The sequence below is a fragment of the Vibrio campbellii CAIM 519 = NBRC 15631 = ATCC 25920 genome (genome assembly GCF_002163755.1).
In the GTDB taxonomy this organism is placed as follows: Bacteria; Pseudomonadota; Gammaproteobacteria; order Enterobacterales; family Vibrionaceae; genus Vibrio; species Vibrio campbellii.
The window spans coordinates 1,715,354-1,741,861 of the sequence record NZ_CP015863.1; the positions used below are offsets into that span (position 1 = coordinate 1,715,354).

General features: G+C 44.5%; 16 protein-coding genes. 4 read left to right on the top strand and 12 right to left on the bottom strand.

Annotated elements, in window-relative coordinates:
* Nucleotides 1-2: 2 nt before the first annotated feature.
* From A8140_RS08115 to A8140_RS08170, 12 genes are all read right to left on the bottom strand, one after another.
* Nucleotides 3-1,922: an ABC transporter ATP-binding protein gene (locus tag A8140_RS08115; protein WP_005532369.1), complete on the bottom strand. Its 1,920-nt coding sequence runs from the start codon at nt 1,920-1,922 to the stop codon at nt 3-5.
* A complete protein-coding gene (locus A8140_RS08120) occupies nt 1,900-2,151 on the bottom strand; it encodes a glutaredoxin family protein (protein WP_012128011.1) in 252 nt (83 codons plus the stop codon). Before A8140_RS08120 ends, A8140_RS08115 begins: the two co-directional genes overlap by 23 nt.
* 7 nt (nt 2,152-2,158) lie before the next feature.
* Entirely contained in the window at nt 2,159-4,282 is a 2,124-nt protein-coding gene (gene rlmKL / locus A8140_RS08125) for a bifunctional 23S rRNA (guanine(2069)-N(7))-methyltransferase RlmK/23S rRNA (guanine(2445)-N(2))-methyltransferase RlmL (protein WP_005532372.1), read from the bottom strand.
* A 512-nt stretch (nt 4,283-4,794) separates the two neighbouring features.
* Nucleotides 4,795-5,337 (bottom strand): cell division protein ZapC, encoded by a 543-nt coding sequence (locus A8140_RS08130; RefSeq protein WP_005426674.1) that lies wholly within the window; start codon nt 5,335-5,337, stop codon nt 4,795-4,797.
* 165 nt (nt 5,338-5,502) lie between these two features.
* Entirely contained in the window at nt 5,503-6,513 is a 1,011-nt protein-coding gene (gene pyrD, locus A8140_RS08135; protein ID WP_005532373.1) for a quinone-dependent dihydroorotate dehydrogenase, read from the bottom strand.
* Between the two features lie 304 nt (nt 6,514-6,817).
* Complete coding sequence (locus A8140_RS08140) at nt 6,818-11,659, bottom strand: NAD-glutamate dehydrogenase (protein ID WP_005532374.1); 4,842 nt, start codon at nt 11,657-11,659, stop codon at nt 6,818-6,820.
* A 199-nt stretch (nt 11,660-11,858) separates the two neighbouring features.
* Entirely contained in the window at nt 11,859-12,077 is a 219-nt protein-coding gene (locus A8140_RS08145; protein ID WP_005532375.1) for a DUF2835 domain-containing protein, read from the bottom strand.
* A 66-nt stretch (nt 12,078-12,143) separates the two neighbouring features.
* Nucleotides 12,144-14,750 (bottom strand): aminopeptidase N, encoded by a 2,607-nt coding sequence (gene pepN / locus A8140_RS08150; protein ID WP_005532376.1) that lies wholly within the window; start codon nt 14,748-14,750, stop codon nt 12,144-12,146.
* Between the two features lie 232 nt (nt 14,751-14,982).
* The gene (locus A8140_RS08155) at nt 14,983-15,648 is read right to left on the bottom strand and encodes a hypothetical protein (RefSeq protein ID WP_005532377.1); all 666 of its coding nucleotides are present in this window, start codon (nt 15,646-15,648) and stop codon (nt 14,983-14,985) included.
* A gap of 209 nt (nt 15,649-15,857) precedes the next feature.
* Nucleotides 15,858-17,852, bottom strand: a complete 1,995-nt coding sequence (prc, locus tag A8140_RS08160; RefSeq protein ID WP_005532378.1) for a carboxy terminal-processing peptidase — start codon at nt 17,850-17,852, stop codon at nt 15,858-15,860.
* Nucleotides 17,853-17,869: 17 nt separating this feature from the next.
* Nucleotides 17,870-18,496, bottom strand: coding sequence for an RNA chaperone ProQ (gene proQ / locus A8140_RS08165; protein ID WP_005446802.1), 627 nt, complete (start codon nt 18,494-18,496; stop codon nt 17,870-17,872).
* A gap of 98 nt (nt 18,497-18,594) precedes the next feature.
* Nucleotides 18,595-19,068: a GAF domain-containing protein gene (locus A8140_RS08170; RefSeq protein ID WP_005532379.1), complete on the bottom strand. Its 474-nt coding sequence runs from the start codon at nt 19,066-19,068 to the stop codon at nt 18,595-18,597.
* A gap of 91 nt (nt 19,069-19,159) precedes the next feature.
* Here A8140_RS08170 and A8140_RS08175 point away from each other — a divergent pair, with 91 nt between their 5' ends.
* The 4 genes from A8140_RS08175 (at nt 19,160) to rsmF (ending at nt 26,446) form a co-directional block, all read left to right on the top strand.
* Nucleotides 19,160-20,956 carry an ABC transporter ATP-binding protein gene (locus A8140_RS08175; RefSeq protein WP_005532381.1) on the top strand — a complete coding sequence of 599 codons (1,797 nt, stop codon included), beginning with the start codon at nt 19,160-19,162 and terminating at the stop codon, nt 20,954-20,956.
* A gap of 24 nt (nt 20,957-20,980) precedes the next feature.
* Nucleotides 20,981-22,228 (top strand): paraquat-inducible protein A, encoded by a 1,248-nt coding sequence (locus A8140_RS08180; RefSeq protein ID WP_005532382.1) that lies wholly within the window; start codon nt 20,981-20,983, stop codon nt 22,226-22,228.
* Nucleotides 22,221-24,875: an MlaD family protein gene (locus A8140_RS08185; RefSeq protein ID WP_005532383.1), complete on the top strand. Its 2,655-nt coding sequence runs from the start codon at nt 22,221-22,223 to the stop codon at nt 24,873-24,875. Before A8140_RS08180 ends, A8140_RS08185 begins: the two co-directional genes overlap by 8 nt.
* A 134-nt stretch (nt 24,876-25,009) precedes the next feature.
* Nucleotides 25,010-26,446: a 16S rRNA (cytosine(1407)-C(5))-methyltransferase RsmF gene (gene rsmF, locus A8140_RS08190; protein WP_005532384.1), complete on the top strand. Its 1,437-nt coding sequence runs from the start codon at nt 25,010-25,012 to the stop codon at nt 26,444-26,446.
* Nucleotides 26,447-26,508: the final 62 nt, after the last annotated feature.

Below are 26,508 nucleotides of genomic sequence, written 5' to 3' on the forward strand. Positions count from 1 at the left end.
TCTTAACTGTCCTGTTGCATTGCTTCGAGTTCTTCCCATCTCTCGAACGCGATTTCCAACTCCTGCTCTACAGCAGCGAGCTGTTCCAATACCGGTTGAGTCTGTTCTACAGATTTAGTGAAGAACTCTGGGTCATTCACTTGTTCTTGTAGCGTCTCAATATCCGACTCTAATTGTTCTAGTTTAGCTGGAAGAGCCTCTAATTCTCTTTGCAGCTTATACGATAACTTCTTCGAATTGTTCTTAGGTTGCGTAGTTTTGGGAGTTTCCTCAACCACTTTCTCTTTCTTCGCTGCTTTTTCAACCTGACCACGCGAAGCAAGAACTTGATCACGCTGCTGTTTTGCATCGTGATAACCACCAACGAACTCTTCAATTACGCCGTTACCTTCAAAAATCCAACTGGTCGTTACTGTGTTATCTACAAACTCACGGTCGTGGCTCACTAACAGTAACGTACCCTGATAATTGGCAAGCATTTCTTCTAAAAGTTCCAACGTTTCGATGTCCAAATCGTTGGTTGGTTCGTCCAGAATAAGCAAGTTGTTAGGTTTCAATAAGATACGAGCCAACAACAAACGGTTTTTTTCACCGCCTGATAACGCTTTTACTGGCGTACGAGCACGTTTTGGTGCGAACAAGAAATCTTGCAGGTAGCTCAATGCGTGACGCTGACGACCGCCAACCATCACTTCTTGCTTACCATCCGCTAGGTTATCGATAACCGTTTTTTCAGGATCGAGGATTTCACGATACTGGTCGAAGTAAGCCACTTCAAGTTTTGTACCGCAATGTAGACGACCACCTTGTGTCTCTAACTGGCCTAGTAGCAACTTGAGAACCGTACTTTTACCACAGCCATTAGGGCCAATAAGTGCGATTCGATCACCGCGCATGATGTTGAAGCTGAAGTCAGCCACGATCTTTTTGCCTTCAAAAGCAAAAGAGACGTTCTCTGCTTCAAAGACGATCTTGCCTGAACGGGATGCATCATCGATATTAAGGTTAACTTTACCTTGAACTTCACGGCGGTCACGACGTTCTTCGCGAAGCTTTTTAAGAGCACGAACGCGACCTTCGTTACGTGTACGACGCGCTTTAATACCCTGACGAATCCATACTTCTTCCTGAGCTAGCTTTTTGTCGAACTCTGCATTTTGCATCTCTTCGACACGAAGCATCTCTTCTTTGTCATTCAAGTATTGGTCATAGTTACCAGGGAAAGAAGCCAATTGACCACGATCTAAGTCAACGATACGTGTTGCCATCGACTTGATGAAAGCACGATCGTGAGAAATAAAGATGATGGAACCTTTGAAATCTTTTAGGAAGTTCTCTAGCCATTCGATGGTGGTCACATCAAGGTGGTTAGTCGGTTCATCGAGAAGCAATACATCGGGGTCACAAACAAGTGCACGAGCCAGAGCTGCTTTACGTTGCCAACCACCAGATAAGTCTGTCAGTTTGGTTTCTGGGTCTAGCTTTAACGCCCCAAGTACGTTCTTAACGCGGTCATCAAAGCGCCAAGCATTAAGGTGATCCAGCTGTTCTTGAATCTTAGCAAGTCGGTTGATGTTCTTTTCACTTGGGTCTTGAGCTACAAGATCGAGAAGATCGTGGTAGATCTTTAACTGTTTACCGATTTCAGCCAAACCGCCAGATACGTATTCGTAAACCGTACCCTCTTGATTGCGCGGTGGATCTTGTTCAAGTCGAGAAACAACTACGTCTTGAGTGATTTGAATCTTGCCATCGTCCAACAAAATGTCGCCGGCAAGCACTTTCATTAACGTGGACTTACCTGCACCGTTACGACCAACTAAACAAACGCGTTCGTTTTCTTGAAGAGCGAACTCCGCTTTATCTAGCAATGGGTGATCACCAAATGCAAGTTGCGCGTTATGAATGGTAAGTAATGCCATTATTATCCAACCAATGTGTGAGTTGTTCTAAGTCAAACGGCCAGTTCAACTCAGAGTCTTGATATTTTAATACAGGAATTGTGACGCCGTAACGAGAAAAGAGAACATCGTCGAACGCAATGTCGACGATGTGTGTTTGTTCGGCGAGACCAATCTGACCAACGAGGTCAAACGCCATCTCACAGAGGTGGCATCCTTCTGTGCTGTAAAGTGTTAGCACGTTCAACATCCTGTCCCTATTCTGCGTGCGTAACCAACCAGCAGTTGTGAATCTGTTTGTTACGAGAGAAATCCATTGGCAGAGTTTGAGATGAAATGTTCTGCGCTTTTAAGCCCAGTTCTGCAAGCCCTGCTTCGTCCATCTTGAAGTGACGTTTGTTGTTCGAGAAAACAATCGTACCGCCAGCACGCAACAGGCGCTTAAGGTTTGTCATTAGCTTAATGTGGTCGCGTTGCACGTCGAACGACGTTTCCATTCGCTTAGAGTTAGAGAATGTCGGTGGATCAATAAAGATAAGATCGTATTCACCTTTTGCGTTCTCAAGCCACTGTAGACAGTCAGCTTGCTCAAAACGATGCTGGCGACCCACGCAGCCATTTAGCTGCATGTTGTCTCTCGCCCAGTTCAGGTAAGTGTTAGACATGTCTACCGTGGTTGTAGAACGCGCACCACCAACTGCAGCGTGCACTGTCGCACTACCAGTGTAAGCAAACAAGTTAAGGAAATCTTTACCCTGAGCCATTTCACCAAGGCGACGACGAGTGATCTTATGATCCAAGAACAAGCCCGTGTCTAGGTAGTCGTGAAGGTTTACGATCAGCTTTACGCCGTACTCGTTCACTTCAAGTGTCTCTGAAACTTGACCTAGTTTTTGGTACTGACTTCGGCCTTTCTGCTTCTCACGAACTTTCAGTACAACTTTGTTCGCTTCTACGCCTGTCACCTGAATCGTTGCACGGATAATGTCCGTCAAACGACGCTTAGCTTTTTCTTCAGGAATATTCTTAGGTGCCGCGTATTCCTGAATCACAATTTGATCGCCATAAACGTCGATAGCCACGTTGTATTCTGGAAGGTCCGCATCGTAGATACGGTAACAGTCTAGCTTCTCTTTACGCGCCCACTTGCCAATCTTGCCGATATTTTTCTTCAAACGGTTTGAAAAGTCATGTGCGATCTGAACATTAGTGTCCGCGCCTTTCACTTCATCAGCGCTGCGCTCTGCAATGCTGTAGTTCTTTTGGTGACACGGTAACGCACCGTTATTCAATTTGAACTGTTTGTCTGCACGCATACGAAGACAGCTTAGTAGCTCGTCTGAACTAGAGAAGATAGACGCTTTACAACCGCCAAACTCAGCTTTTAGCTGGCCACCAAATGCTGTGTATAGCGCAATCAAACCAGGCTCAGTACCAAGACGCTCACCATAAGGAGGGTTAGAAACGATAACGCCTGCTTCGAAGCCAGCCGGACGAGTGATGGTTGCCGCGTCACCTTGTGCAAAAGTAATTAGCTCTTCAACGCCAGCTCTGCGAGCGTTGTCTTGAGCAACCTTCAGTACTTTCGGGTCGTTATCGAAGCCGAAAAACTTAGCGTCAACTTTTTTGACGCCGCGTCGAGCCTGTACATTTGCTTCTGATTTAATCTCAGCCCAAAGCTCAGGTTCAAAATCTTCTAGCGCTTCAAAACCCCACTGTTTGCGCTTAACGCCAGGTGCCATGTTCGCTGCCATCATTGCTGCTTCAATCAGCAACGTACCAGAACCACACATTGGGTCTAGAAGTGGTTGAGAGCCATCCCAGCCACAACGCATGATAATAGCGGCTGCGAGTGTTTCACGTAGTGGAGCTCGACCAGATTCTGGACGGTAGCCACGTTGATGAAGACCACTGCCTACCATGTCGACACCAAGAATCGCTTTGTCTTTGTGTAGACGAACGTGAACGCGAATATCTGGGCGTTCTTTGCTAATGTTTGGACGAGGAAGTCCTTTCTTCTCAAAGCAGTCAACGATGCCATCTTTGACTTTCATTGCACCATATTGGCTGTTGCGGATTTCACGGTTGGTACCGTTGAAATCAACCACAAAACGCTTTGAGCTGTGGAATTGGTTTACCCAGTTAATTGAAGACGTCGACAGGTAAAGGTCCATGTCGTCGTTACAGGTAAACTCCGATAAAACACGTACAAATCGAGACGCCAAACGGCTCCACAAACAGCAACGGTAAATTTGTTCATTCGTCGCCTTAAATTTAACGCCTGCCTGTACTGGCTTGGCGTTTTCAATGCCTAGTTTAGTCAGCTCTTCTGCAAGCAAGTTTTCCATGCCGTTTGAAGTTACCGCGAGATATTGATTCATAGTGTTCTTTCGTCGATAAAAAATGGCTTTAATTATACCTGACTTTACGATCAATGCCTCGTTTTTAAAGGCTTTTTCGCTTTATTAGCGCAAACAGTCACCAATATCACCAACTGAAAGTCAGATCACATCACCTTCATAAACAGAATACGTCTCCTTATCACCTTATCGTAAAAATGCGGCCTGTGGTGAAAGTAAATACTTATTCATCGTCAAATTGGTATATACCAAATGGAATTTTGGCGTGTAATTTACTTACAAAAACTACTTATAGGGGAATAAAAGATGAAATATTAAGCGTCTCGTTGCCTAATTTAAGGAAAAGCTAAAGTGGAAAAATTGGATTAAAAGTGAGCTGCTTCATATATGAGATATGAAATCCCCTCACTTAGGGGTGAGTTTGGGGTGCGTACTAGGAGAGATTTGGAAAAACTCTAGGCAAAAAAAATCGACCTAATGCGGTCGATTAATGCAAACAAAGGAACGAAAATAAAGAAAAAATCAAAAGGAAACTAACCCACCATCGCCATCGGTGCCATCATGAATAAGTGATTAGCACACACCATGCGATCATGCATTACTTTAATCGGTTGTCCAAACTGGAGCGTTTTGTTGCCGTCTAGCAGGAATTCTTCTTGTCCAACATAAGCACACAGACTTGATGTTTCACCAGGCTCTAGGACGACGAACACACCTTCTGAATATCGGTTTGTTAGGAAGACCATGTCTCCTTCTTCTGGCTCATGTCCATCACATTGAGCGTCGAAGAACCAGCTCTTAGGCTGGACTGGCTTGTGAAAGCGTTTCGCGGCTACGCAATAAAGCGTAAGTTCGGCTTGACGGTATTCGTTGATGTCGAGACAACGGATTCGTTCGTTGTAAGTTTGGAACGCGCTTGCGTCATCAACGGTGAATTCATTGTCTGAGAAGGCACAATTGACCAACAGCTTACGGCATAGATTGGTTTGGAAAATCATCTCCTCCCCTAAATCCAGCATTAGGCAAGCTTTCTGCTCGTCAAAATACCAATTCCATTTGTCGCTGGGTTTAAGCATTATTCCGTTCTCTTGTGACTAGTTAAACAGTAATAAGAGGTAAGACGCTTAATTACCTACTCATGATTTTTAAATTTTACAAACGAACGGACAAAAAAAAAGAGGAAACGAATTCCTCTTTTTTTAGTAACAAGCGTCGATTTCTCAACGATTTAGCGATTGTTCTTATAGATTTTTAACAATATCGCGTACGAGACCTGGGCCGTGGTAGATGAAACCTGTATAAACTTGAACAAGTTGAGCGCCAGCCATCATTTTCTCTTTCGCAGCAACGTAAGAGTCAACACCACCGACACCAATGATCGGAAGTTTATCGCTAAGTTCTTGATGAAGTTTACGAACAACCTCAGTTGAATGAGATTGCACCGGACGTCCACTTAGACCACCCGCTTCGTTTGCATGCTTCATACCTTCAACGACTGTGCGATCCAACGTCGTGTTTGTTGCGATAACGCCGTCAATGTTGTTCTTAATTAGAGAATCACAGATCTGGCTGATTTCGTCATCACTCAAATCCGGTGCAATTTTTAGCGCAAGTGGTACGTACTTACCGTGTTTTTCAGCAAGTTCTGCTTGTTTCTCTTTGAGTTCTGATAACAACTCGTCTAGCGCTTCACCGTACTGAAGCGAACGAAGTCCTGGTGTATTTGGTGACGAGATGTTCACGGCAATGTAACCGGCATATTCGTACACTTTTTCCATACAAATCAGGTAGTCCTCTGCCCCATTCTCAATTGGTGTGTCTTTATTCTTACCAATGTTGATACCAAGAACGCAGTTGTATTTTGCCTTTTTCACATTCTCAACCAGTTGATCCACACCTAGGTTGTTAAAGCCCATGCGGTTGATGATACCTTCCGCTTCAACTAGGCGGAACAAGCGTGGCTTGTCATTACCTGGTTGCGGACGAGGCGTAACAGTACCAACTTCGACAAAACCAAAGCCCATAGCGTCAAATGCTTCGATACATTCGCCGTTTTTATCCAAGCCAGCAGCAAGACCAACTGGGTTACGGAATGTAAGTCCCATGCATTCTACTGGACGATTTGGTAATTGTTGACGATAGAAAAGATCGAGAGGAGTGCCGTTAAAGCGTTGGAAGTTTTTGATTGCAAGATCATGTGCCTTTTCGGCATCAAGTTGGAAAAAGCCAGTTCTGGCTAGACGGTAAAGCATTGTGCCTCCGAAAGAAAAAAGCCCCGTGTAAACGGGTCAATATTATTTACTGTTTTTCAATGCAATTCAATGGAAATGAGTGAATTCAGCAAAATAGTACGTCTCATTTTAGTTTTGCTCATAAAAACAGTCGATTAGCGAACTATTCTCTGTACAAAATTGCTAGCTTTTTCTTTAAAAGCAAACGATTTCATGCCATAAAAACTTAAACATGGAGTTACGGCGTCACTATTCATGGGTAGTTATTATGATTTGAACATAAAAAAGCCCCGCGATTGCGAGGCTTTTGCTAAAGTGGCTTACCCTATTCGTTTGAAGAGCAGTTTAAGTTGAGTAGAACCAACTCTCGAAGCGCTACAGAGAACTTAGCGAACTCATGAACTGAGCCGACTTTGAACTCGTTCAAGATGCTTTCCCAACGATGGAGTGACAGCTCATTCGTTGTCATCCAATCTTCTAGCGCTTGCATCACATCTAGAACTTCTGTTGAGCAACCACAAGTTAGTACTTGAGCTGTCAATTGACGTTGTTGCCAATCAAGATCTTCACGGAACGCCGCACGCGCAAGAGCTTGCCAGTTGTTGTCTACCGCTTGACCATTGATTTGTTTCAAGAACCAGTGAAGTGATAGACGGTCACCTAAGTTGAAGTAAAGCTTCGAAGCTTGCTCAACGGTTTTACCTGTTTCACTTGCCACTGCTGAGATATCCAGTGCTGACTGCAGGCTAGAAAGACGAGCCACATGATGAGCCAGCTTCTCTTCTACTCCACGCTCAATCCATTTCTGAGCAAGTTCGTTATGCTCTTCGACTTCTGATGCAACTAGCATGGTGTCCAGCGTTTCAGTAATAGTGTGAACATCGTCTTTATATACTGCAACGAGCTCAGCTACTGTGCTCTTACCGCTACGGTTACGTAATAACCAGCGAGAAATACGGCGTAATGCGCGACGCACGTAGAACATAATCTCATATTGAGCTTCTGCGGTTGCAACATTATCTAGTGCACGAGTTTGCTTAAGAATACCTTCCAGTTCAAAGATTTCACGGGTTGCACTGTAAGCATTTGCGATATCAACCACGCTCGCGCCCGTTTCTTCTTGAAGACGAGTCACGAAGTTACAGCCCATTTCATTAACCATTTGGTTTGCTAACGCTGTTGCGATGATTTCAGCACGCAGTGGATGGTTTACCATTTGATCTTTGTAGTTACGGCGTAACTCGATTGGGAAGTAAGCAACTAATTGTTTTCCATGGAATTCGTCATTTGCAATTTCGTCAGCGACCAATTGCTCTTTCAAAACCATCTTACCGTACGCTACCAGAACCGAAAGCTCAGGACGTGTCAGGCCAAGACCTTGTTTTTCGCGCTCAATGAGCGTTTCATCGTCAGGAATGTACTCAAGAGCACGATCCAAGTACCCTGCCTTCTCCATTGTATGGATAAAGCGGATTTGCTCTTTAACGATGCCAACACCTTGTTGTTCAGTCACAGAAATCGACTCAGACTGGCGATATGCATCGTCCAATACGATCTCACCCACTTCGTCTTCCATCGATTCCAGAATCTGGTTGCGCTGTTTAACCGTTAGATCACCATTTGATACAAGACCGTTCAAGAAGATCTTAATGTTAACTTCATTGTCCGAGCAGTCTACGCCGCCAACATTATCTACAAAGTCCGTATTTACACGACCGCCTGTGGTTGCGTATTCGATACGACCCAACTGAGTCATACCCAAGTTACCGCCTTCACCAACGACTTTCGCTTTTAAATCACATCCATCGATGCGGAGTACGTCGTTTGCACGGTCGCCAACGTCAGTGTGTGTCTCGCTAGAAGCTTTAACATACGTACCGATACCACCATTCCAAAGTAGATCCACTTCCATTTGCAGGATCATCTTAATCAGATCATTTGGTGCTAAAGACGCTTTCTTCGTACCTAACATTTTTTGGATTTCTGGCGTTAGTTGGATCGATTTAGAGCGACGAGAGAAAATACCACCGCCCTGTGAGATCAACTCAGCGTTGTAATCTTCCCAGCTTGATCGTGGCAGATTGAATAAGCGATTACGCTCTTCCCAGCTGGTGGCTGAATCTGGATTTGGATCAATGAAAATGTGCATGTGGTTAAACGCAGCTTGCAGACGAATATGCTTAGATAGCAGCATACCGTTACCAAACACGTCACCCGCCATATCACCAACACCAATTGCCGTGAAGTCAGTGGTTTGACAGTTGATGCCCATTTCACGGAAGTGGCGTTTCACCGATTCCCAACCACCTTTAGCTGTGATACCCATTGCTTTGTGGTCGTAACCGTTAGAACCACCTGACGCAAACGCATCACCTAGCCAGAAGTTGTACTCGTCCGACACAGAGTTCGCCAAATCAGAGAACGTCGCTGTGCCTTTATCGGCTGCAACAACCAAGTATGGGTCGTCTTCATCGTGACGTACAACACTCTTCGGCGGAATAACTTCACCTTCGATGATGTTATCGGAAACATCAAGAAGCGCGCGAATGAAGCGTTTGTAACAACGCTGACCTTCAGCAAAGATGTCATCACGGTTAGTTAGAGTGTGCTGACGTTTACATACGAAGCCGCCTTTTGCACCTACAGGGACAATAACCGTGTTCTTAACTTGCTGTGCTTTAACCAGTCCAAGAATCTCCGTACGGAAGTCCTCTTGACGGTCCGACCAACGTAAACCACCACGTGCGACTTTACCGCCACGTAGGTGCACACCTTCAATATCCGGTGCGTACACAAAGATTTCAAATGCAGGCACAGGTTGAGGAATATCTGGTATTTCGCTTGGCTTCATCTTCAATGATAACCAAGGTTTTGGCTGCTTATCTTCGTCCAACTGGTAGTAGTTAGTACGAAGCGTTGCTGTGATCATTTCCATGTAGCGACGGATAATACGATCATCATCCAAGCTTTCCACACGATCCAATTCTTCAGTAATCTTCTTAATGAGATCGTTCTGACCTTTCTCACTACCCTTGTGTTTTGGATCGAATCGTTTAGCAAACAGGTTAACGAGACCCGTAGCTAAATCCGGGTAATGGCTCAGGGTATCTTCGATATATTGTTGGCTGAATGGGAAGCCAACTTGGCGCATGTAACGCGCGTATGCACGAAGGATTGAGATTTCACGACCAGACAGTGAAGCGCCTAGTAGCAAACGGTTGAAGCCATCACTCTCTAAGTTACCTGCCCAAATCGCTGCAAATGCTTGTTGGAAACGATCGCGAGCTTCACGAAGATCAACGGTCTTGTCGCTCTTATGCAGCATTGAGAAGTCTAAGATCCAAAACGTTTGGCCGTTGTTTGTTTCGATCTCATAAGGTGATTCGCCGATCACGCGTAAGCCTAGGTTTTCCAACATTGGCATCACGTCAGATAGGTGAATTGGCTCGTCGCGGTGGTATAGCTTTAAACGCACCGCTTTCGATTCTGCCGCTTCTTCTTGCGGACGGTAGAACAACATTCCAAGCTTGTTATCATCGCTTAACGCTTCTAGGCGTTCGATGTCTGCAACCGCAGAACCTGGCATCATGTCTTCTTTATATGAACGTGGGAATGCGCTCATGTACTCTTTCGAAAGTGGAAGACCTTTACTCTCACCAAAGTTTGCAATGATGGATTCTTTTAGGCGGTCATCCCATGAAGTCGATACTTCCATTAAGTTCTGCTCAATCTTTTTCACGTCTACATCAATGTTGTTATTGTCTACACGAACAATGTAATGGGTTCTCGCCAGCGGGCTTTCTGAGAAGAAGGTTGTGAATTCAACTTCTTGCTCGCAACCGAAGTACTGCTTAAGAATGCGTTGCGTTTGGCGGCGAAGCTCGGTGTTGTAACGATCTTTTGTCACGTAAACCATGCAGCTGAAGAATCGACCGAACGGGTCTTTACGAACAAATAGACGCAACAAGTCACGATCTTGCATTTGCACGACGCCCATTCCCACTTCTAATAGCTCTTCTTCACGAGCTTGAAGTAACTCGTCACGTGGGTAGTTTTCTAGAATGTTGTGCAGGGCTTTGTACGAGTATGATCCGTTACGGTAGCCACTCGCTTCTAGAATACGATCCACTTTCTCGCGGATCAGAGGAATACTTTGTACGGCTTGGTTGTATACAGCAGAAGTGTAAAGACCTGTGAAACGGTGCTCACCAATCACTTTGCCATTCTTGTCGAATTTCTTAACACCAATGTAGTCAGTGTAAGCTGGGCGGTGAATACGAGAGGCCTGATTGCCCTTGGTGATGATCAGCGCGTAAGGTTTTTTCGCTTCAAGGCGCGCAGAGTCTGACAGTTCAGAAAGCTTGATGCTGCGAACACGACTGTCATCAGCAAACATGCCAAGGCCTTTCTCTTTCACTGGCTGGAGTTCAGTGTCACCGTTGACGTTAACAAGATCATATTCCTTATAGCCCATGAAGGTGAAGTTATGATCCCCTAACCAGCGTAGGTATTCGATCGTTTCATCTAAACGATCTGTTTTCATCGAAACACGATCTTTATTCTTCTCAAGGTCGTTGGTAACGATCTTAAGTTTTTCAACCATTTGCTTCCAGTCATCAACGACTAAGCGCGTGTCTGATAAGATGGTTAGCAACTCATTTTTCAGCGCTTGCATTTCATCTTTACTGGTTAAACGGTCTACTTCGATGTGGAATAAAGATTGTAGAACGCCGCCCTCGCCATTTACGTCCGTCACTTGCCCTTTCTTATCGCGTTCTAGTTGCGTTGGGTTGTTGAGCATTAAGTGAGAAACAAGGTCGAGTCGCGTTAGCGCCATCTTGATGGAATCCACCAAAAATGGGCTATCCGGTACAACAATTTCAACGATAGTGTGAGTTGATTGCCAACCTTGGCGGCTGACAGTCGGGTTGAATACCCTGACAGAAATATCTTCTGGTTTCTTTTCATTGACGCGGTGCCACAGGCTAACAACAGCACCATAAAGGTCGGATTCGTTTCGCTGAATTAAGTCATCATCAGCAATGTTACTAAATAAGTGTTGAGCAAGTTTAGTTACAAGCGGTTGGTGAGAAAGCTCGAGTTTGTCTTGAATTAGTTGGTATACCTTTTCAAGCAGAACCGGCACTACATTTTCACGCGCGGTCATATTCACACTCCACATTAGAATTGTTGTTTTGTAGGGGGACTTAATTTCGGGTTTGAGCCTCGAAACTAAGCATAGGTAATGCATGCGCTTATTGTAAAAGCATAATTACAAATGTTTAACAAGAAATAGCAGTGGTAGGAGGTGAAATGTTTGATTATGTGACTAAGATTCCTGTTTAACTCACTAGGAATATCGGGCATCACAGAGTTTCTAACTTTAGAAACTTATTATTTTGGTCAGTTGTGAGTCTAAAACGACCTCTAACACCTAATTGCGTAAGAAAAGGTCGAAATTTTGATGCATCTAGTTGCACTCTTAAGCCGTTGTCAGTAATGACTTGTACAGAGCTTGCTATGCCAGAATAGTGTGAAAGAAATGTTTGATATGGGATGTTGAGAGAGAAGTAATACTGGTTCATGAGAATGGTTTGTTGCCAGAACAAAAAACTAGGGTGATCGTACTGACCACCCTATTCTTTTGTTGATTATTCGTCTAGTGCTTTAGTCACTTTTTCGAATAGGTCTTTCGCTAGGTTGTCCATCGCTTTAAGCTTTTCAAGCTCAGCACGAATAAGCGCTTGGCGACCTTCATCGTATTTACGGAACTTCAATAGAGGATCGATCAGACGAGATGCCACTTGTGGGTTGGTATCGTTCAACTGACGAAGGATCTCACCAGCAAACTGGTAACCAGAACCTGACTTATCATGGAATTGCACTGGGTTTGCGTTTAAGAAAGAACCAATCAAGCTACGTGTACGGTTCGGGTTCTTCAAGCTAAACGCTTCGTGGCTCATGGTTTCTTTCACTTTCTCAAGTGCGTTTTCTACTGGGTTGCTACCCTGAAGAACAAACCATTTGTCCATAACCAGACCATCATGCTTCCACTTGTCGCTGTAATCCGCCATTAGCGCTTCACGACATTCAAGCTGTGCACTGTTTGCTGCACTCATGGCCGCGATCGTGTCCGTCATATTGTTTGATGACTCGTATTGCGCTTTCGCTAGCTCGTTACCCTTTTCAGTGTGAGCTAGGAACTGCAGACATTGGTTACGCAAAGCTCGTTTACCAATTGCATCGTGAGCAATGCTGTACTCTGCTTGGTTCAATGCATGATAAGTAGCACTCAGCTCATCTTCTAGCTCTTTAGAAAGTGACAATGTAATGCCATTCAGTACCGTATCTACCGCATCAATATCAATCTCCTTGTACCAACCAGTGATTTCGTTGATGGAAGGCAGAGAAAGCACTTGAGCAATAAACGCAGGTTCAAGATTTGCATCAAGCAGGACACCGCGGAATGCATCAATCAAGTCTTCAGACAGCTTAACCTCTCCACCCGCTTGAACATTAGTGACGTTTTGACGAATGTATTTCGCTAATAGCATTTGGCTAGCGTCCCAACGAGCAAAATCGTTCGTTGCGTGCTTCATCAAGAAAATCAGTTCATCATCACTGTAATCGTATTCCAATTTAACTGGTGCAGAGAACTCACGAAGCAATGATGGCACTGGTTGTTCTGCGACGTTTTCGAATACAAAAGTCTGCTTGTCTTGTTTCACGTCTAGGACGTTGTGTACCGATTCACCGTTGATAACCAGGGGAATCACGTCACCGTTTTGTGCGTATAGCTCAATATCAAATGGAATATGTAGCGCTTGTTTTTCTGCTTGGTCGTGCGTTGCTTCAGTAAATTGCTCAACCGTTAGTGCGTAAGTTTTTGTTTCCGCATTGTATTCACTGTTTACACGAAGTGTTGGCGTACCAGACTGGCTGTACCATAAGCGGAACTGCTTAAGGTCAACGCCCGTTGCGTCTTCCATCGCAGAAACGAAATCTTCACACGTTGCCGCGGTGCCATCATGACGCTCGAAGTAAAGCTTCATGCCTTTTTGGAAGCCTTCTTCGCCAAGTAGCGTGTGGTACATACGGATAATTTCGCTGCCCTTTTCGTACACAGTTAGAGTGTAGAAGTTATTCATCTCAATAACTTTATCCGGACGAATTGGATGCGACATAGGGCTTGCGTCTTCCGCGAACTGAGGACCACGAATAGTACGAACGTTGTCGATGCGGTTTACTGCACGCGAACCCAAATCAGATGAGAATTCTTGATCGCGGAATACCGTTAGGCCTTCTTTTAAACTCAGTTGGAACCAGTCACGACAAGTCACACGGTTACCCGTCCAGTTGTGGAAGTACTCGTGACCGATTACCGCTTCAATACCAAGGTATTCGCGGTCAGTCGCAGTTTTTTCATTCGCAAGGACAAACTTCGAGTTGAAGATGTTTAGACCTTTGTTCTCCATCGCGCCCATGTTGAAGAAATCTACAGCCACGATCATGTAAACATCTAGGTCGTATTCAAGACCAAAGCGGTCTTCATCCCACTTCATAGAGTTGATAAGTGAGGTCATTGCATGACCCGCGCGGTCGAGGTTGCCTTTATCGACAAAGATTTCTAGGTCAACTTCACGGCCAGAAGTTGTCGTATATTTATCGCGTAGAACATCGAAATCACCGGCTACCAACGCAAACAGGTAAGCTGGTTTAGGGTGCGGATCTTGCCATTGCACCCAATGACGTCCATTTTCTACTTCGCCTTCAGCGATACGGTTACCATTACTTAGTAGGTATGGATAAATGGCTCTGTCTGCAATTACTTTTGTTGTGTATTTTGCAAGAACGTCTGGGCGGTCTAAGTAATAAGTGATGCGGCGGAAGCCTTCTGCTTCACATTGTGTACAGAATGCACCACCTGATTTGTATAAACCTTCAAGGGCAGTATTTGCTTCTGGGTCAATCTTAGTGACGATTTCTAATGCAAATGCAGCGGGAAGGTCCGTAAGAACTAAAGAAGTTTCTTTGACTTCATGATGAGACCAATCTTCACCGTTTACTTTTACGGATCGTAGCTCTAGCCCTTCACCGTCGAGTTCCAATGTGGTTGATTCACCCTTTTGAACTACTTTTGATACTGCGGTAACGATCGTGTCGTTGTCATAAAGATCAAACGTCAAATCAATATCAGTAATGTAATGAGATGGCGCCTTATAATCTTTGCGATATTTCGCTTGGGGAGCTTGAGACATGTCCATAAATCCTTGTATATAGAACCACAAAAATACCAGGACTAGAGGGTCAAACACCTCTTACTGGTATCACGATATAAGCTATTTGTAGGGGTTGTGGTATCAGAATACAAGTCTTTCTATAAAAAAACGGAGCTTTTAGTGGCATAGCTCCGCTTTCTGTTTAACATTTAATCAACATCAGAATATTTCACTATTAATAAACCTGCGTGAAATAATGGTGATGAATCATTTATGGCGTCACTCGATTGAGTACCGCGTACATATCACCATTAGAATCCTCAATAGTGAGTTCATTTTGGTTCAATGTATAGCGTGTACCATGCTCACCATTCTCATACAAAAGAACCAGATGCTCGCCTTCGGTATAGAAAACACCTTGCTTAACTGACTCCTCACCTTTTTCATTCGATACTCTGAACATGAACACAAAGTCCGGCTGGAGGATTAAGTCCATCTGATTGATGTTGTTAGCAAGCATGCCATCACCACCAACCTGAGAACTGGACCAAATACCAGCAAGTGCATCCGAAAGTCCTTTGGTAAAGGTCACTCCGTTGAGGTCGAGAGTGTTATGGTTGTTGCGATATGCATAAATTTGCGGTTCGTCCGTGTTTAACCCTAGGACAATCGTGTCTTCATTTGCATTGTACAACCCATCCCAATGGTCAATTGAGTAGTCCTTTTTCTGGATATCGATGGAGAACGTGTAGTCTGAGCCCAAAGTCAGCTTAATCGCTCGAAAATTCTCAGAAGAATCGTCGGGATTGGGATTCATGAGGTACCAATCCCCGATCAAAAACGGGGTGTCAAAGTGGCTAAGTTCGTCTTCCTTGTTAGTTTCCGCACTAGAAACGCTGAAGCAGCAAACGCTAAGCAAAATAATGAACCATTTCATAACGGTATCCTTATCGTTTTCTTTTAGCTTAGGCTCTAGATCTCGTTTTCGCGAAATATTTGATCTACATCACGTAAATTGTTGGTGCAAATTAAGCGTATGAACGACCGAGTTCACTATTCAACACACGTTTTAAACACATAAAAAAAGAGCGAGTCATTATGACTCGCTCATGATTCAAAGAATTGTTAGTCGTTCTGACTGAATTTTTAGTTCTTCAGCATATCAACCATAACCGCTACTGATTCATCCAGATAAACATCCGGCGCTTCGTAGTCTTTCGGCACATCGTCTAGTGTCTTGAATGGTTCTTTATCCATTGAAGATTGACGTTCATTAATGCGTTCTAGACGTAGAGCTTCCGCTTTATCTGATTCATCTTCGCGAACTTTCTCGTTAAGAGACAACAAGTTATCGTCTTTCTCTTTACGGTACTTCTCGATATCTTCATTGATGAAGCGGAATTCCATTTCATCAGCGATACGTTTGTTATGAAGTTCGGTTAGCTTAGTAACAAGTGCGTCATTGCTTGGGAACGTCTGATATTTTGCTTTATCAATACTATCCCAAGGCAGTGCGTTGTCTTCAACACTCTCGCCCGTTTCGCTTGGTTCAACCGGAGTCGGGTAAGCGATGTCTGGTGCTACACCACGGTTTTGCGTACTACCACCATCAATGCGGTAGAACTTTTGAATCGTGTATTGAACATAGCCAAGCTCTTTATCAAAAAGATCGTAGATATGGTTCAATGAACGGTGCTGCTGAACGGTACCCTTACCGAAAGAGTTTTCACCAAGGATAATCGCACGGTTGTAATCCTGCATTGCCGCCGCAAAAATCTCAGACGCCGAAGCACTGTAGCGATTGATTAATACCGTCAGTGGGCCATCGTAGCTTACTTGACCATCAGTATCCGCATTCACTTTGATACGACCGTAACTATCACGAACTTGAACAACCGGACCTTCTTTAATGAAGAGACCCGTTAGCGCGGTTGCCTCTGTTAGTGCACCACCACCGTTGTTACGCAGATCAACGATGACACCATCAACGTTCTTGGTTTTCAGTTCAGACAGCAGTTTATCTGTATCTTTCGAAAGACCGACATAGAAGCTCGGCACTTCAAGTACACCAATCTTCTTACCGTTTTTTTCGATGATTTCAGATTTAACCGCGCGATCTTCTAAGCGAACTTTGTCACGGACAATTGTGACAACGTAACTCTTCGCATCTTTGCCCTCAGGCAAGACTTGCAGGTTCACTTTCGTACCCTTAGGGCCTTTAATTAGCTGAACCACATCATCAAGACGCCAACCGATGACATCAACAACTTCTTCGCCATCTTGTCCAACACCAATAATGCGGTCACCCTCTCCTAGCTGCTTGCTCTTAGATGCAGGGCCACCCGCGACCAAAGAACGGATCACTGTGTAGTCATCAGTCATTTGAAGCACAGCACCAATACCTTCAAGAGAAAGGTTCATCTCTGATTGGAATTGTTCGGCATTTCGAGGAGATAAGTAGCTAGTGTGCGGATCAACTTCACGAGCGAAAGCATTCATGTAAAGTTGGAAAGCGTCTTCGTTGCGAGTTTGCGTGATACGTTTCATCGCGTTGTTGTAACGCTTCTCTAAAACCTCTTTGATTTCTGGCCACTCTTTGCCAGTCATTTTAAGGTTAAGAGCATCGTACTTAACGCGTTTACGCCATAATTCGTTTAACTCTGTTTCGTCTTTTGGCCACGCAGCCTCAGAACGATCTAATTCAATAAATTCATCAGTATCAAACTTGATTTCTTTATCGAGTAGAGTCAACGCGTAGGCAAAACGATCAAAACGCTTCTGCATCGAAAGGTTATAAACATCAAAAGCAATCTTGTTGTTACCAGCTTTAAGCTGATCATCAAGGCTGATTGACCAATCTTTGAAAGAATCGATATCGGCTTGAGTAAAAATATTTCTATTGTAATCAAGCATTTCTACGTAGCGTTCAAAGATCGCTTTGGAGAAATCATCGTTAAGATTGAAGTGTTTATAATGAGAGCGGGTAAATCGAGAAGTTACTCGTTTGCTAGCTGTTTCATGCTGAACTTCAGGTGCAAGAACCGGCAAATCATCTTTGTTTAGTTTGGCTTCTAGAGCCTGAGCTGATGCTGCTAGCCAGAAGCTAGCAGCAATCAGTGTCACTTTTGAACGGCAATTCATGCGTAGGAGTATCTCCCTTATGCGCGCAAGTGCTCCGCTTTCACAACCATTTGTAGGCCGTTAGCAAGTTGAACACGTACATCATCCTTATTGACTTCAACAATGGTCGCTGCCATGTTTCCTTTGCCCATGTTCACGTTAACTGCGTTGCCGATTGTGATTTCGTCAGCGTTTAGTGCGCGTGTTTCTACAGGCTTACTTTCTTTTTGTACTTTTGGTTTGTTAGCACGACGAGGCTGTTGTGGCTTCTTAGCCGCAGGTTTTGCTTTCGCCTTACCCTCTTCGCGAGCTTTTTGAGCTTGCTCTTTACGACGAGCTTGAACCTTCGCTTTGCTTTCAGCAAGTGTCGCTTTAGCGTGTTCTACGTGTTCTTCTTCTAGCTCACCACATGGGTTGCCGTCTAGGTCAACACGTACTGCACCTGGTTTTACACCGTGTAGGTAACGCCATGATGAAGTGTACTGTCTTAACGCTGCACGAAGCTGAGTTTTGCTTACTTTTTCGTCTTCATTCAGACGTTCCGCAAGATCTTGAAAAATACCAATTTTCAGAGGCTTTGCTTCACCTTCTAAAGTAAAGCACTTAGGGAAACATTCAGCAATGTATGCGATAACTTCTTTGCTGTTTTTTAACTTTTCAGTCATGAGGGTTCCTGGTTTGAGCGGATTTCCGCGAAGCATTAAGAAAAAATATTCTCGTATTATAGTGACATGCCAAGGAAAAACCACACTCGAAGGCGAATTTATGCGTCGTTAGCGTGCGAATTAAGCAGCTTTTCTACTTCAGCCATAAAATAAGTGAGACCTTCTTCATCAATTTCATTGAATCGACCGATATTTGGACTGTCGATATCCAATACTCCAGCCACTTCCCCATTGATAGTAAAAGGAATAACAATTTCTGAGTTACTTGCTGCATCACAAGCAATATGACCTTCAAACTCGTGCACGTCGTATACTCTTTGTACGCTGTTAGTTTGTGCAGCAGTGCCACAGACACCTCTTCCCATTGGGATTCGAACGCAAGCAGGCTTACCTTGGAAAGGACCAAGCACCAACTCATCCCCTTTTGTTAGGTAGAAACCAGCCCAGTTTAGGTTTTCTAGTTCCATAAATAGAAGAGCGCTGATGTTAGAAAGGTTTGCGATGTAGTCTTTTTCTGATTCGATAAGCGCAACTGCTTGCTTGGTAAGTCTTTGGTATTGTTCTATGTTCATATTAACTTCCTACTTTTTATTTAGGCTTCCATTCTTATGGTATGGCGTTACAATGCAGCCCTACTTTTAATAGGACTTATTCTCAATTACAATGAATCCGAAAAACGACACTATTAGCCGTTCTTGGTTAATAACACAAGTGAAAAAGCACAAGTCCAAGCTGATTCTAGCGAACTTGATAGCCGTACTTGCGACCTTGATTAGTGTTCCAATCCCTCTTCTTATGCCTCTTATGGTAGATGAAGTCTTATTGGACAAACCGGCATCCGGCCTTGCGGCGATGAACTCGGTTTTACCAGAAGCGTGGCATACACCTACGGGTTATATCTTTTTTACCCTGTTCCTGGTTGTACTGATGAGAGCCGCTAGCCAAGGCCTGAATATTCTTCAAAGTCGTCAATTCACCCTCGTTTCAAAGACCATCACCTTTGAAATGCGCAGTAAGATGATCGACAAGCTTGGACGTATTAGCATTCGCCAATACGAAACCAAAGGCAGCGGTGGCATTAACGCACACCTTATCACTGACATCGAGACCATTGATAAATTTATTGGTTCTACATTAGCAAAATTCGTTATCAGCTTCCTAACCGTAATTGGTACGGCAATCGTGCTACTTTGGCTTGATTGGAGGCTCGGTCTTTTTATCCTCTTGGTTAACCCTATTGTCATCTACTTATCGCGAAAGCTGGGAAGTATGGTTAAGCACCTCAAACGTAAAGAAAACCACTCGTTCGAGATTTTCCAAAACCGCCTAGTTGAAACGCTTGACGGCATCTATCAACTGCGTGCAGCTAATAAAGAAAGAGAGTTCCTTCAACAACTGAAAGGCAGCGCTGATCAAGTTCGTATCGACGCTGACAAATACGCATGGCAATCAGAAGCCGCTGGACGTGTTTCTTTTCTCCTTTTCTTAATCGGCTTCGAATTGTTTCGCGCTGTCGCAATGTTAATGGTGATGTTCAGCGATCTCACCATTGGTCAAATCTTTGCGGTGTTTGGTTACCTTTGGTTTATGTTGTCTCCTGTTCAAGAGCTTTTGGGCATCCAGTTCTCTTGGTACAGCGCAAAAGCGGCGCTTAAACGCATCAATGACCTACTCGAGTTAGAGGAAGAACATAGACCTGTCTCGAAAGTAAATCCTTTCAAAGAAAATCGAGAAGTCGATGTAAAAATTGAACATGTTGATTTTTCATACAATAATGAAAATAAAGTACTGGACGATCTTTCTTTGCATATTCCTGCCGGTAAGAAGGTGGCCTTAGTTGGCGCAAGTGGCGGAGGTAAATCGACGCTTATCCAGCTCTTGATCGGGGTTTACCGTCAGAATGCAGGTTCTATCCGTTTTAATGATGAACTTACGGAAGACATCAGTTTTGAAGTGATACGCGACAAGATTGCCGTTGTTTTACAACAACCTATACTATTTAATGACACCTTGAGGCATAATCTCACCCTTGGTGGTGACTTTGATGAAATGTCACTGTGGCGAGCACTCGAAGTTGCACAGCTGCAAGATGTCATTTCTCAACTTAACCATGGTTTGGATACTCAAATTGGTCGTAATGGTATTCGCCTATCCGGCGGTCAGCGTCAGCGCTTAGCGATTGCGCGTATGGTGCTGAGTAACCCACAATTTGTTATCCTAGATGAGGCAACGTCGGCATTAGATACCGCAACCGAAGCGGCATTGCACAAGGCGTTAACTGAATTCTTACGTGGAAGAACCACGCTTATCGTCGCCCACCGTTTATCTGCGGTGAAGCAAGCGGATTTGATTTATGTGCTTGAAGACGGAAGAGTGACGCAAACAGGAACACATGGTGAGCTCGTTGAGCAAGAAGGCTTATATCAAACCTTGTACGGGGGCATTCAGTCCCACGCTTAACCCATTCTTTGTAGAGAGGTCGTTGTGACCTCTCTTTCTAAACACGCCATGCAACCGAGCAGCGTCCGCTTATGTCAAGGTTGCGAATTGCCTGTCGATATCGTCGATTTGCCTAACGGTAAAAATGCATACTGCCCACGTTGTGGCACTCAACTATACCGCGGCGGAAGCCCTAGCCTGTCAGGTAATCTTGCTATTGCAGTGACCTGTATTCTGCTTTTTATTCCTTCGCACTTTTTTAATTTCATCAGTATTCGTCTGTTTGGTGTGATGATTCCAGCAACATTGCCTTCAGGAATGATCACGCTTTTTCAAGAAGGTTTTGTTCTTCTTTCTATTCTTATCCTATTTTGTAGCTCACTCGCCCCACTCATCGTTTGCAGTTCTGTTGTCACGGCCCATTGGTCGCTACACAAACGGTGGTTTAAAGGTTTGCGCGTATCACTTTGGTTGATTCAACATCTTAAGCATTGGGTGATGCTGGATGTCTTTCTTGTGAGCATCGCGATCTCTTGCTTCAAACTCCAAGATTACTCCGATATTTTTGTTGGGCCTGGGTTGATTGGCCTTGTGCTACTGCAAGTTTTTACTGTTTTACTAATATCTCGTATTAGCGTTCGTCGTTATTGGGAAGCTTGGCAACCTGAAACCAGTTATGACTTTGAACACAAAGATGTGCACTGCCATGAATGCCATCTATCGCAGCCTGAGGGTAGAAATTGCCATCGCTGCCACCATGAGCTGTATCATCGCAAACCGAATTCAATCCAAAAGACGTCGGCGTACTTAATCGCCGCGACCATTGCAATCTTCCCGGCTAACTTGATTCCGATTTCGATTTTGCTCACCAATGGCAAACGTTTAGAGGACACCATTTTCTCGGGCGTTGCGGGTTTGGTTAAAAATGGCATGTACGGCATCGCGATCATCATTTTTGTTGCCAGTATCGTGGTGCCTGTCGCTAAGATTCTCGGCCTTACTTACATCTTGCTATGTATCAAGTTCAAACGTTCGGTGTATAGAAGACAGCGAATGATGGTTTATTTTGCAGTAAAGTGGATCGGTAAATGGTCCGTGATGGATTTGTTTGTTATTTCTATCATGATGACATTGGTCGATCGTGGACAGATTCTCGACTTTACACCGGGGTATGGCGCAGTAGCGTTCGGTGTCGTGGTCGTACTTACAATGCTCGCGGCGGAGAGCATTGATCCAAGGCTTATTTGGGACCAAGCCCAAACACAATCAGAAAAAGAGTCAATTAATGAGTGATCAGAACAGTTCTCAAACGTCATACGTGCCAGATGTAAAGAGGAGTAAAGGTATATCTCCCCTTTGGCTATTACCGATTTTGACCATGGTATTAGCCGGATGGCTCGTAATGAAATCGATTCATGACGCGGGACAACGTGTGCAAATCTATTTCTCCGATGCAGCAGGTTTAGTCGCAGGACGAACGACCATTCGCTATCAGGGTTTAGAAGTGGGTATGGTGCGAGATATCAACCTATCCGAAGATTTGGGCAGCATTTATGTGGATGCAGACATCTACCCAGAGGCGGCTAAATTGCTCAACGACAAAACGCGCTTTTGGTTGGTTAAGCCTACAGCCAGCTTAACTGGCGTGTCTGGTCTTGATGCACTTGTATCTGGCAACTACATTTCTATTCAGCCAGGTGACGGTAAAAAGTTTGAAACGACCTTCACCGCACTTGAATCAGCGCCTACTGACCTACGTGTGACACAAGGCCTGAACATTAAATTGAAGAGCCAAGACTTGGGTGGCGTTTCGATTGGTTCGCAAATCGTCTACAAAAAGATCCCAATTGGTGAGGTATTCAGCTACCAGCTCAACGAAGATGCGAAATCCATCACCATCCAAGCCAACATCCAAGAGCAATACCAGCACCTGATCAACAGTCACAGTCGTTTTTGGAATGTCAGTGGCATTGGTGCCAACATCGGCTTTGACGGTGTTGATGTTCGTCTTGAAAGCATGAGTGCCCTACTGGGCGGTGCTATCGCGGTAGACTCGCCTGACGATGGCGAACCGGTGAAAGAGAATACGGAGTTCCGCCTTTATAAAGACCTTAAAACCGCTGGTCGAGGGATCCCGATCAAAATCGCGCTTCCTGATGACAACAAAATCAGCGGCGAAGGCGCACCTATTATGTACCGCGGCATCGAAGTCGGACAAATCACAGACTTAAATCTTTCTGAAGGTCGTGAAGTCATTTTGGCATCCGCTGCTATTCAACCAGCCTTTAGCGATATGCTGACTTCAGAAACGCGTTTTGTTCTTGAAGAGGCAAAAGTTTCTCTATCTGGCGTCGAAAATATCGCAAACCTTGTTCGCGGCAATTTCTTGACCATTGTTCCGGGTAAAGGTGAACGCGCTCGTCGATTTACTGCTATTCGTCAGAACGTCTTTGACCAGCAACAACAGAAGTCGATTGCGATTCGTCTTGTGTCTGATAACTCCTTCGGTTTGGATAGCGGTGCGAACGTGCTTTATAAAGGCATCGTGGTAGGTTCAATCATTAAAGTCGGCCTGCTTGATGAAGCAAAAGCGCAGGCAGCAAAACATGAAGTGTTTATGGATGTTTTGATTGATAACGAATACAAACACCTGATCAAATCGAATAACCGTTTTTATGTTACTGGCAGCGCTTCTGCAGAACTAACAGAATCAGGTTTGAGTGTTACGGTTCCTCCTGCGAAGCAGCTTCTTACTGGCTCAATTAGCTTTGTTAGCGAAGGGCAAGAGAGTATTCAGAAAGAGTACCAACTGTTCCAAAGCGCTTCGTTGGCAGAATTGGCCCAATATAACCAAACAGGCTCGAAAACATTGAGCCTGTTTGCCACTGAGCTTCCTCCTATTTCCAAAGGTAGCCCTCTGCTCTATCGTAATTTGCCAGTCGGCAGCATATCTGACTTCAACTTGGTGGACGGCGGTGTTGTTGTCAAAGCAACTATTGAAAATCGTTATGCTCATCTGCTAACCACACAAACGGTATTTTGGAACCGCTCTGGCGTAGAAATAGATGCATCTTTATCTGGCATCAGTGTTAAAGCGCATCCTCTCAAGACATTAATTAAGGGCGGCATTGCTTTCGATTCTATCCCGGGCATCGAGAATAAAGTTGACCAACGTTGGAAGCTTTACAACGACCAAAATCAAGCTCGTAAGTTTGGCCGTGTAATAGCGCTGGAAACCGATGGTAGCCAAGAAGTGACCAAAGGTATGCCGATTAAATATCAAGGCGTTAAAGTCGGTGAAGTCACAATGGTGGTGCCGAACTTTCAGCGTGAAATGGTTGAAGTCACCGCCCGCATTCTTCCTGAATATGTCAATAACATCGCCGTTACCGGGTCACATTTTTGGCTAACAGAGCCTGAGATTGGCCTAGGCGGAGTTAAGAATTTGGGTGCGCTGGTATCGAAATCCATCAGCGTAGAGCCAGGTAAAGGTTCAGCGAAATTCAAGTTTGATTTGGCTAAGAACGAGCAAGCGGAACCAGGCGTATCCTTCACACTACAAAGTGAACAACGTGGCTCCGTCCAAGTTGGTACCCCTATCTTATACCGACAGATGGAGGTAGGCAGCGTAACTAAAGTCAGCTTGGGTGAATTTGCTGATCGCGTTGTTACGAGGATCGAGGTCAAATCTGAGTATGCTTACCTTGTTCGTCAAAACAGTGTGTTCTGGAACGTCTCAGGTGTGGATGTTTCTATTGGCCTAGGTGGCGCGAACATCAAAGCAGGCACATTTGACAGCTTAGTCCGTGGCGGCATTGCTTTCTCGACACCAGAACAATCGCAAATTCCACCAGCGGCAAAAAAAGGTCAATCTTTCTACTTGTACCCTCAAGCTGAAGAAAGTTGGACTCAATGGCGCACTGCAATTCCCAAACCATAGCGCGTTAAGACAACACTAACGTCGTAAAGAGCAGCAAACGCTGCTCTTTTTTATTACTCACTCTCATGTGGCTATTCGTTTCTGACCCGCTTTCGTATATTATTTGCAGCAAATTCTGCAATCGAGATTTCACTTTGCATCCTAATGTTTACATCCCAGAAGCTTTTCTGGAAAAAATCCAAACTATCCTCCCTGCTCACCTCAACATGGAAGACTTTATCGCGTCATGCCAAAAGCCACTGCGCAAAAGTATTCGTGTTAATACGCTTAAGATTAGCGTAGAAGCGTTTCTCGAACGTGCTGAAGCAAAAGGTTGGAAGCTTTCACCAGTACCTTGGTGTAATACGGGTTTTTGGATCAAAGCGGATGAGTCGGTTGTGCCACTTGGTAATACTGCTGAACACATGTCAGGGCTATTTTACATTCAAGAAGCCAGCTCAATGATGCCGGTATCGGCTTTGTTTATGAATGACGAGTCGTACGATGCCGTTCTTGATACCGCGGCTGCGCCCGGTTCCAAAACGACTCAAATCGCTGCGCTTATGAATAACGAAGGCGTGTTGGTAGCGAACGAATACGCAGCAAGTCGTGTAAAAGTGCTACACGCTAACATTGAACGTTGTGGTGTACGTAATGCAGCATTAAGCAACTTCGATGGTCGCGTATTTGGCGGTTGGTTACCGGAACAGTTTGATGCTGTTTTACTCGACGCGCCATGTTCAGGGGAAGGTACCGTTCGTAAAGACGAAGATGCAATGAAGAACTGGACGCAATCGTCGGTTGTCGAGATTGCAGATACGCAGAAAGATCTGATTGAAAGTGCGTTCCATGCTCTAAAACCTGGCGGCGTTATGGTTTATTCAACCTGCACGCTGAGTACCGAAGAGAACCAACAGGTTTGCCATCACCTTAAAGAGACATTTGGTGACGCGGTTGAATTCGAAAGCTTAAAAGAGCTGTTTGAAAATGCAGAAGCGGCGTTAACTGAAGAAGGTTTCTTGCATATCTTCCCTCAAGTTTATGACTGTGAGGGCTTCTTCGTCGCCCGCATTCGTAAGCTTACAGCAGTTGAAGCGCCAAAAGTGAAAAAGCGCATGGGTAAATTCCCATTTTCGAAAGCGTCAAACAAAGAGTCAGCAGAGATTGCTAAACAGCTACAAAATACGATGGATATCAATGTGCCTGAAGACAGCACAGTTTGGATTCGCGAGAAAGATGTTTGGCTTTTTCCTGACGCGCTAGAGCCAATGATTGGTGAACTGCGTTTCTCTCGTATGGGTATCAAAATTGCTGAAGCACACAAGAACGGTTACCGCTGGCAGCATCAAGTCGCAACGGCTCTAGCTACCGGTGATGAGAAAAATGCTATTGAGTTAACGATTGAAGAAGCACGGGAGTGGTACATGGGTCGCGATGTTCGCCCACAAAACATTCCAGCAGAGATGAAGACAGGTAAAGGCGAAGTGTTCGTTAAGTACGAAGGTGCGATTATTGGTCTTGGGAAATGGGTAAGCAACCGAATTAAAAACGGTCTGCCACGTGAACTTGTGCGTGATAAGAACTTATTTTAGTAGCAAAGTGATACGCTATAAATAAATGAAAAGCCATCGTATTTACGATGGCTTTTTGGTTC

Excerpts from the sequence above, each read along its gene's own strand:
- prc (WP_005532378.1), bottom strand. The coding sequence starts at position 17,852 with ATGAATTGCCGTTCAAAAGTGACACTGATTGCTGCTAGCTTCTGGCTA.
- A8140_RS08115 (WP_005532369.1), bottom strand. The coding sequence starts at position 1,922 with ATGGCATTACTTACCATTCATAACGCGCAACTTGCATTTGGTGATCAC.
- proQ (WP_005446802.1), bottom strand. The coding sequence starts at position 18,496 with ATGACTGAAAAGTTAAAAAACAGCAAAGAAGTTATCGCATACATTGCT.
- A8140_RS08170 (WP_005532379.1), bottom strand. The coding sequence starts at position 19,068 with ATGAACATAGAACAATACCAAAGACTTACCAAGCAAGCAGTTGCGCTT.
- A8140_RS08175 (WP_005532381.1), top strand. The coding sequence starts at position 19,160 with ATGAATCCGAAAAACGACACTATTAGCCGTTCTTGGTTAATAACACAA.
- A8140_RS08155 (WP_005532377.1), bottom strand. The coding sequence starts at position 15,648 with ATGAAATGGTTCATTATTTTGCTTAGCGTTTGCTGCTTCAGCGTTTCT.
- rlmKL (WP_005532372.1), bottom strand. The coding sequence starts at position 4,282 with ATGAATCAATATCTCGCGGTAACTTCAAACGGCATGGAAAACTTGCTT.
- A8140_RS08120 (WP_012128011.1), bottom strand. The coding sequence starts at position 2,151 with ATGTTGAACGTGCTAACACTTTACAGCACAGAAGGATGCCACCTCTGT.
- pyrD (WP_005532373.1), bottom strand. The coding sequence starts at position 6,513 with ATGCTTTACCGTCTAGCCAGAACTGGCTTTTTCCAACTTGATGCCGAA.
- A8140_RS08130 (WP_005426674.1), bottom strand. The coding sequence starts at position 5,337 with ATGCTTAAACCCAGCGACAAATGGAATTGGTATTTTGACGAGCAGAAA.
- A8140_RS08185 (WP_005532383.1), top strand. The coding sequence starts at position 22,221 with ATGAGTGATCAGAACAGTTCTCAAACGTCATACGTGCCAGATGTAAAG.
- A8140_RS08140 (WP_005532374.1), bottom strand. The coding sequence starts at position 11,659 with ATGACCGCGCGTGAAAATGTAGTGCCGGTTCTGCTTGAAAAGGTATAC.
- pepN (WP_005532376.1), bottom strand. The coding sequence starts at position 14,750 with ATGTCTCAAGCTCCCCAAGCGAAATATCGCAAAGATTATAAGGCGCCA.
- A8140_RS08145 (WP_005532375.1), bottom strand. The coding sequence starts at position 12,077 with ATGAACCAGTATTACTTCTCTCTCAACATCCCATATCAAACATTTCTT.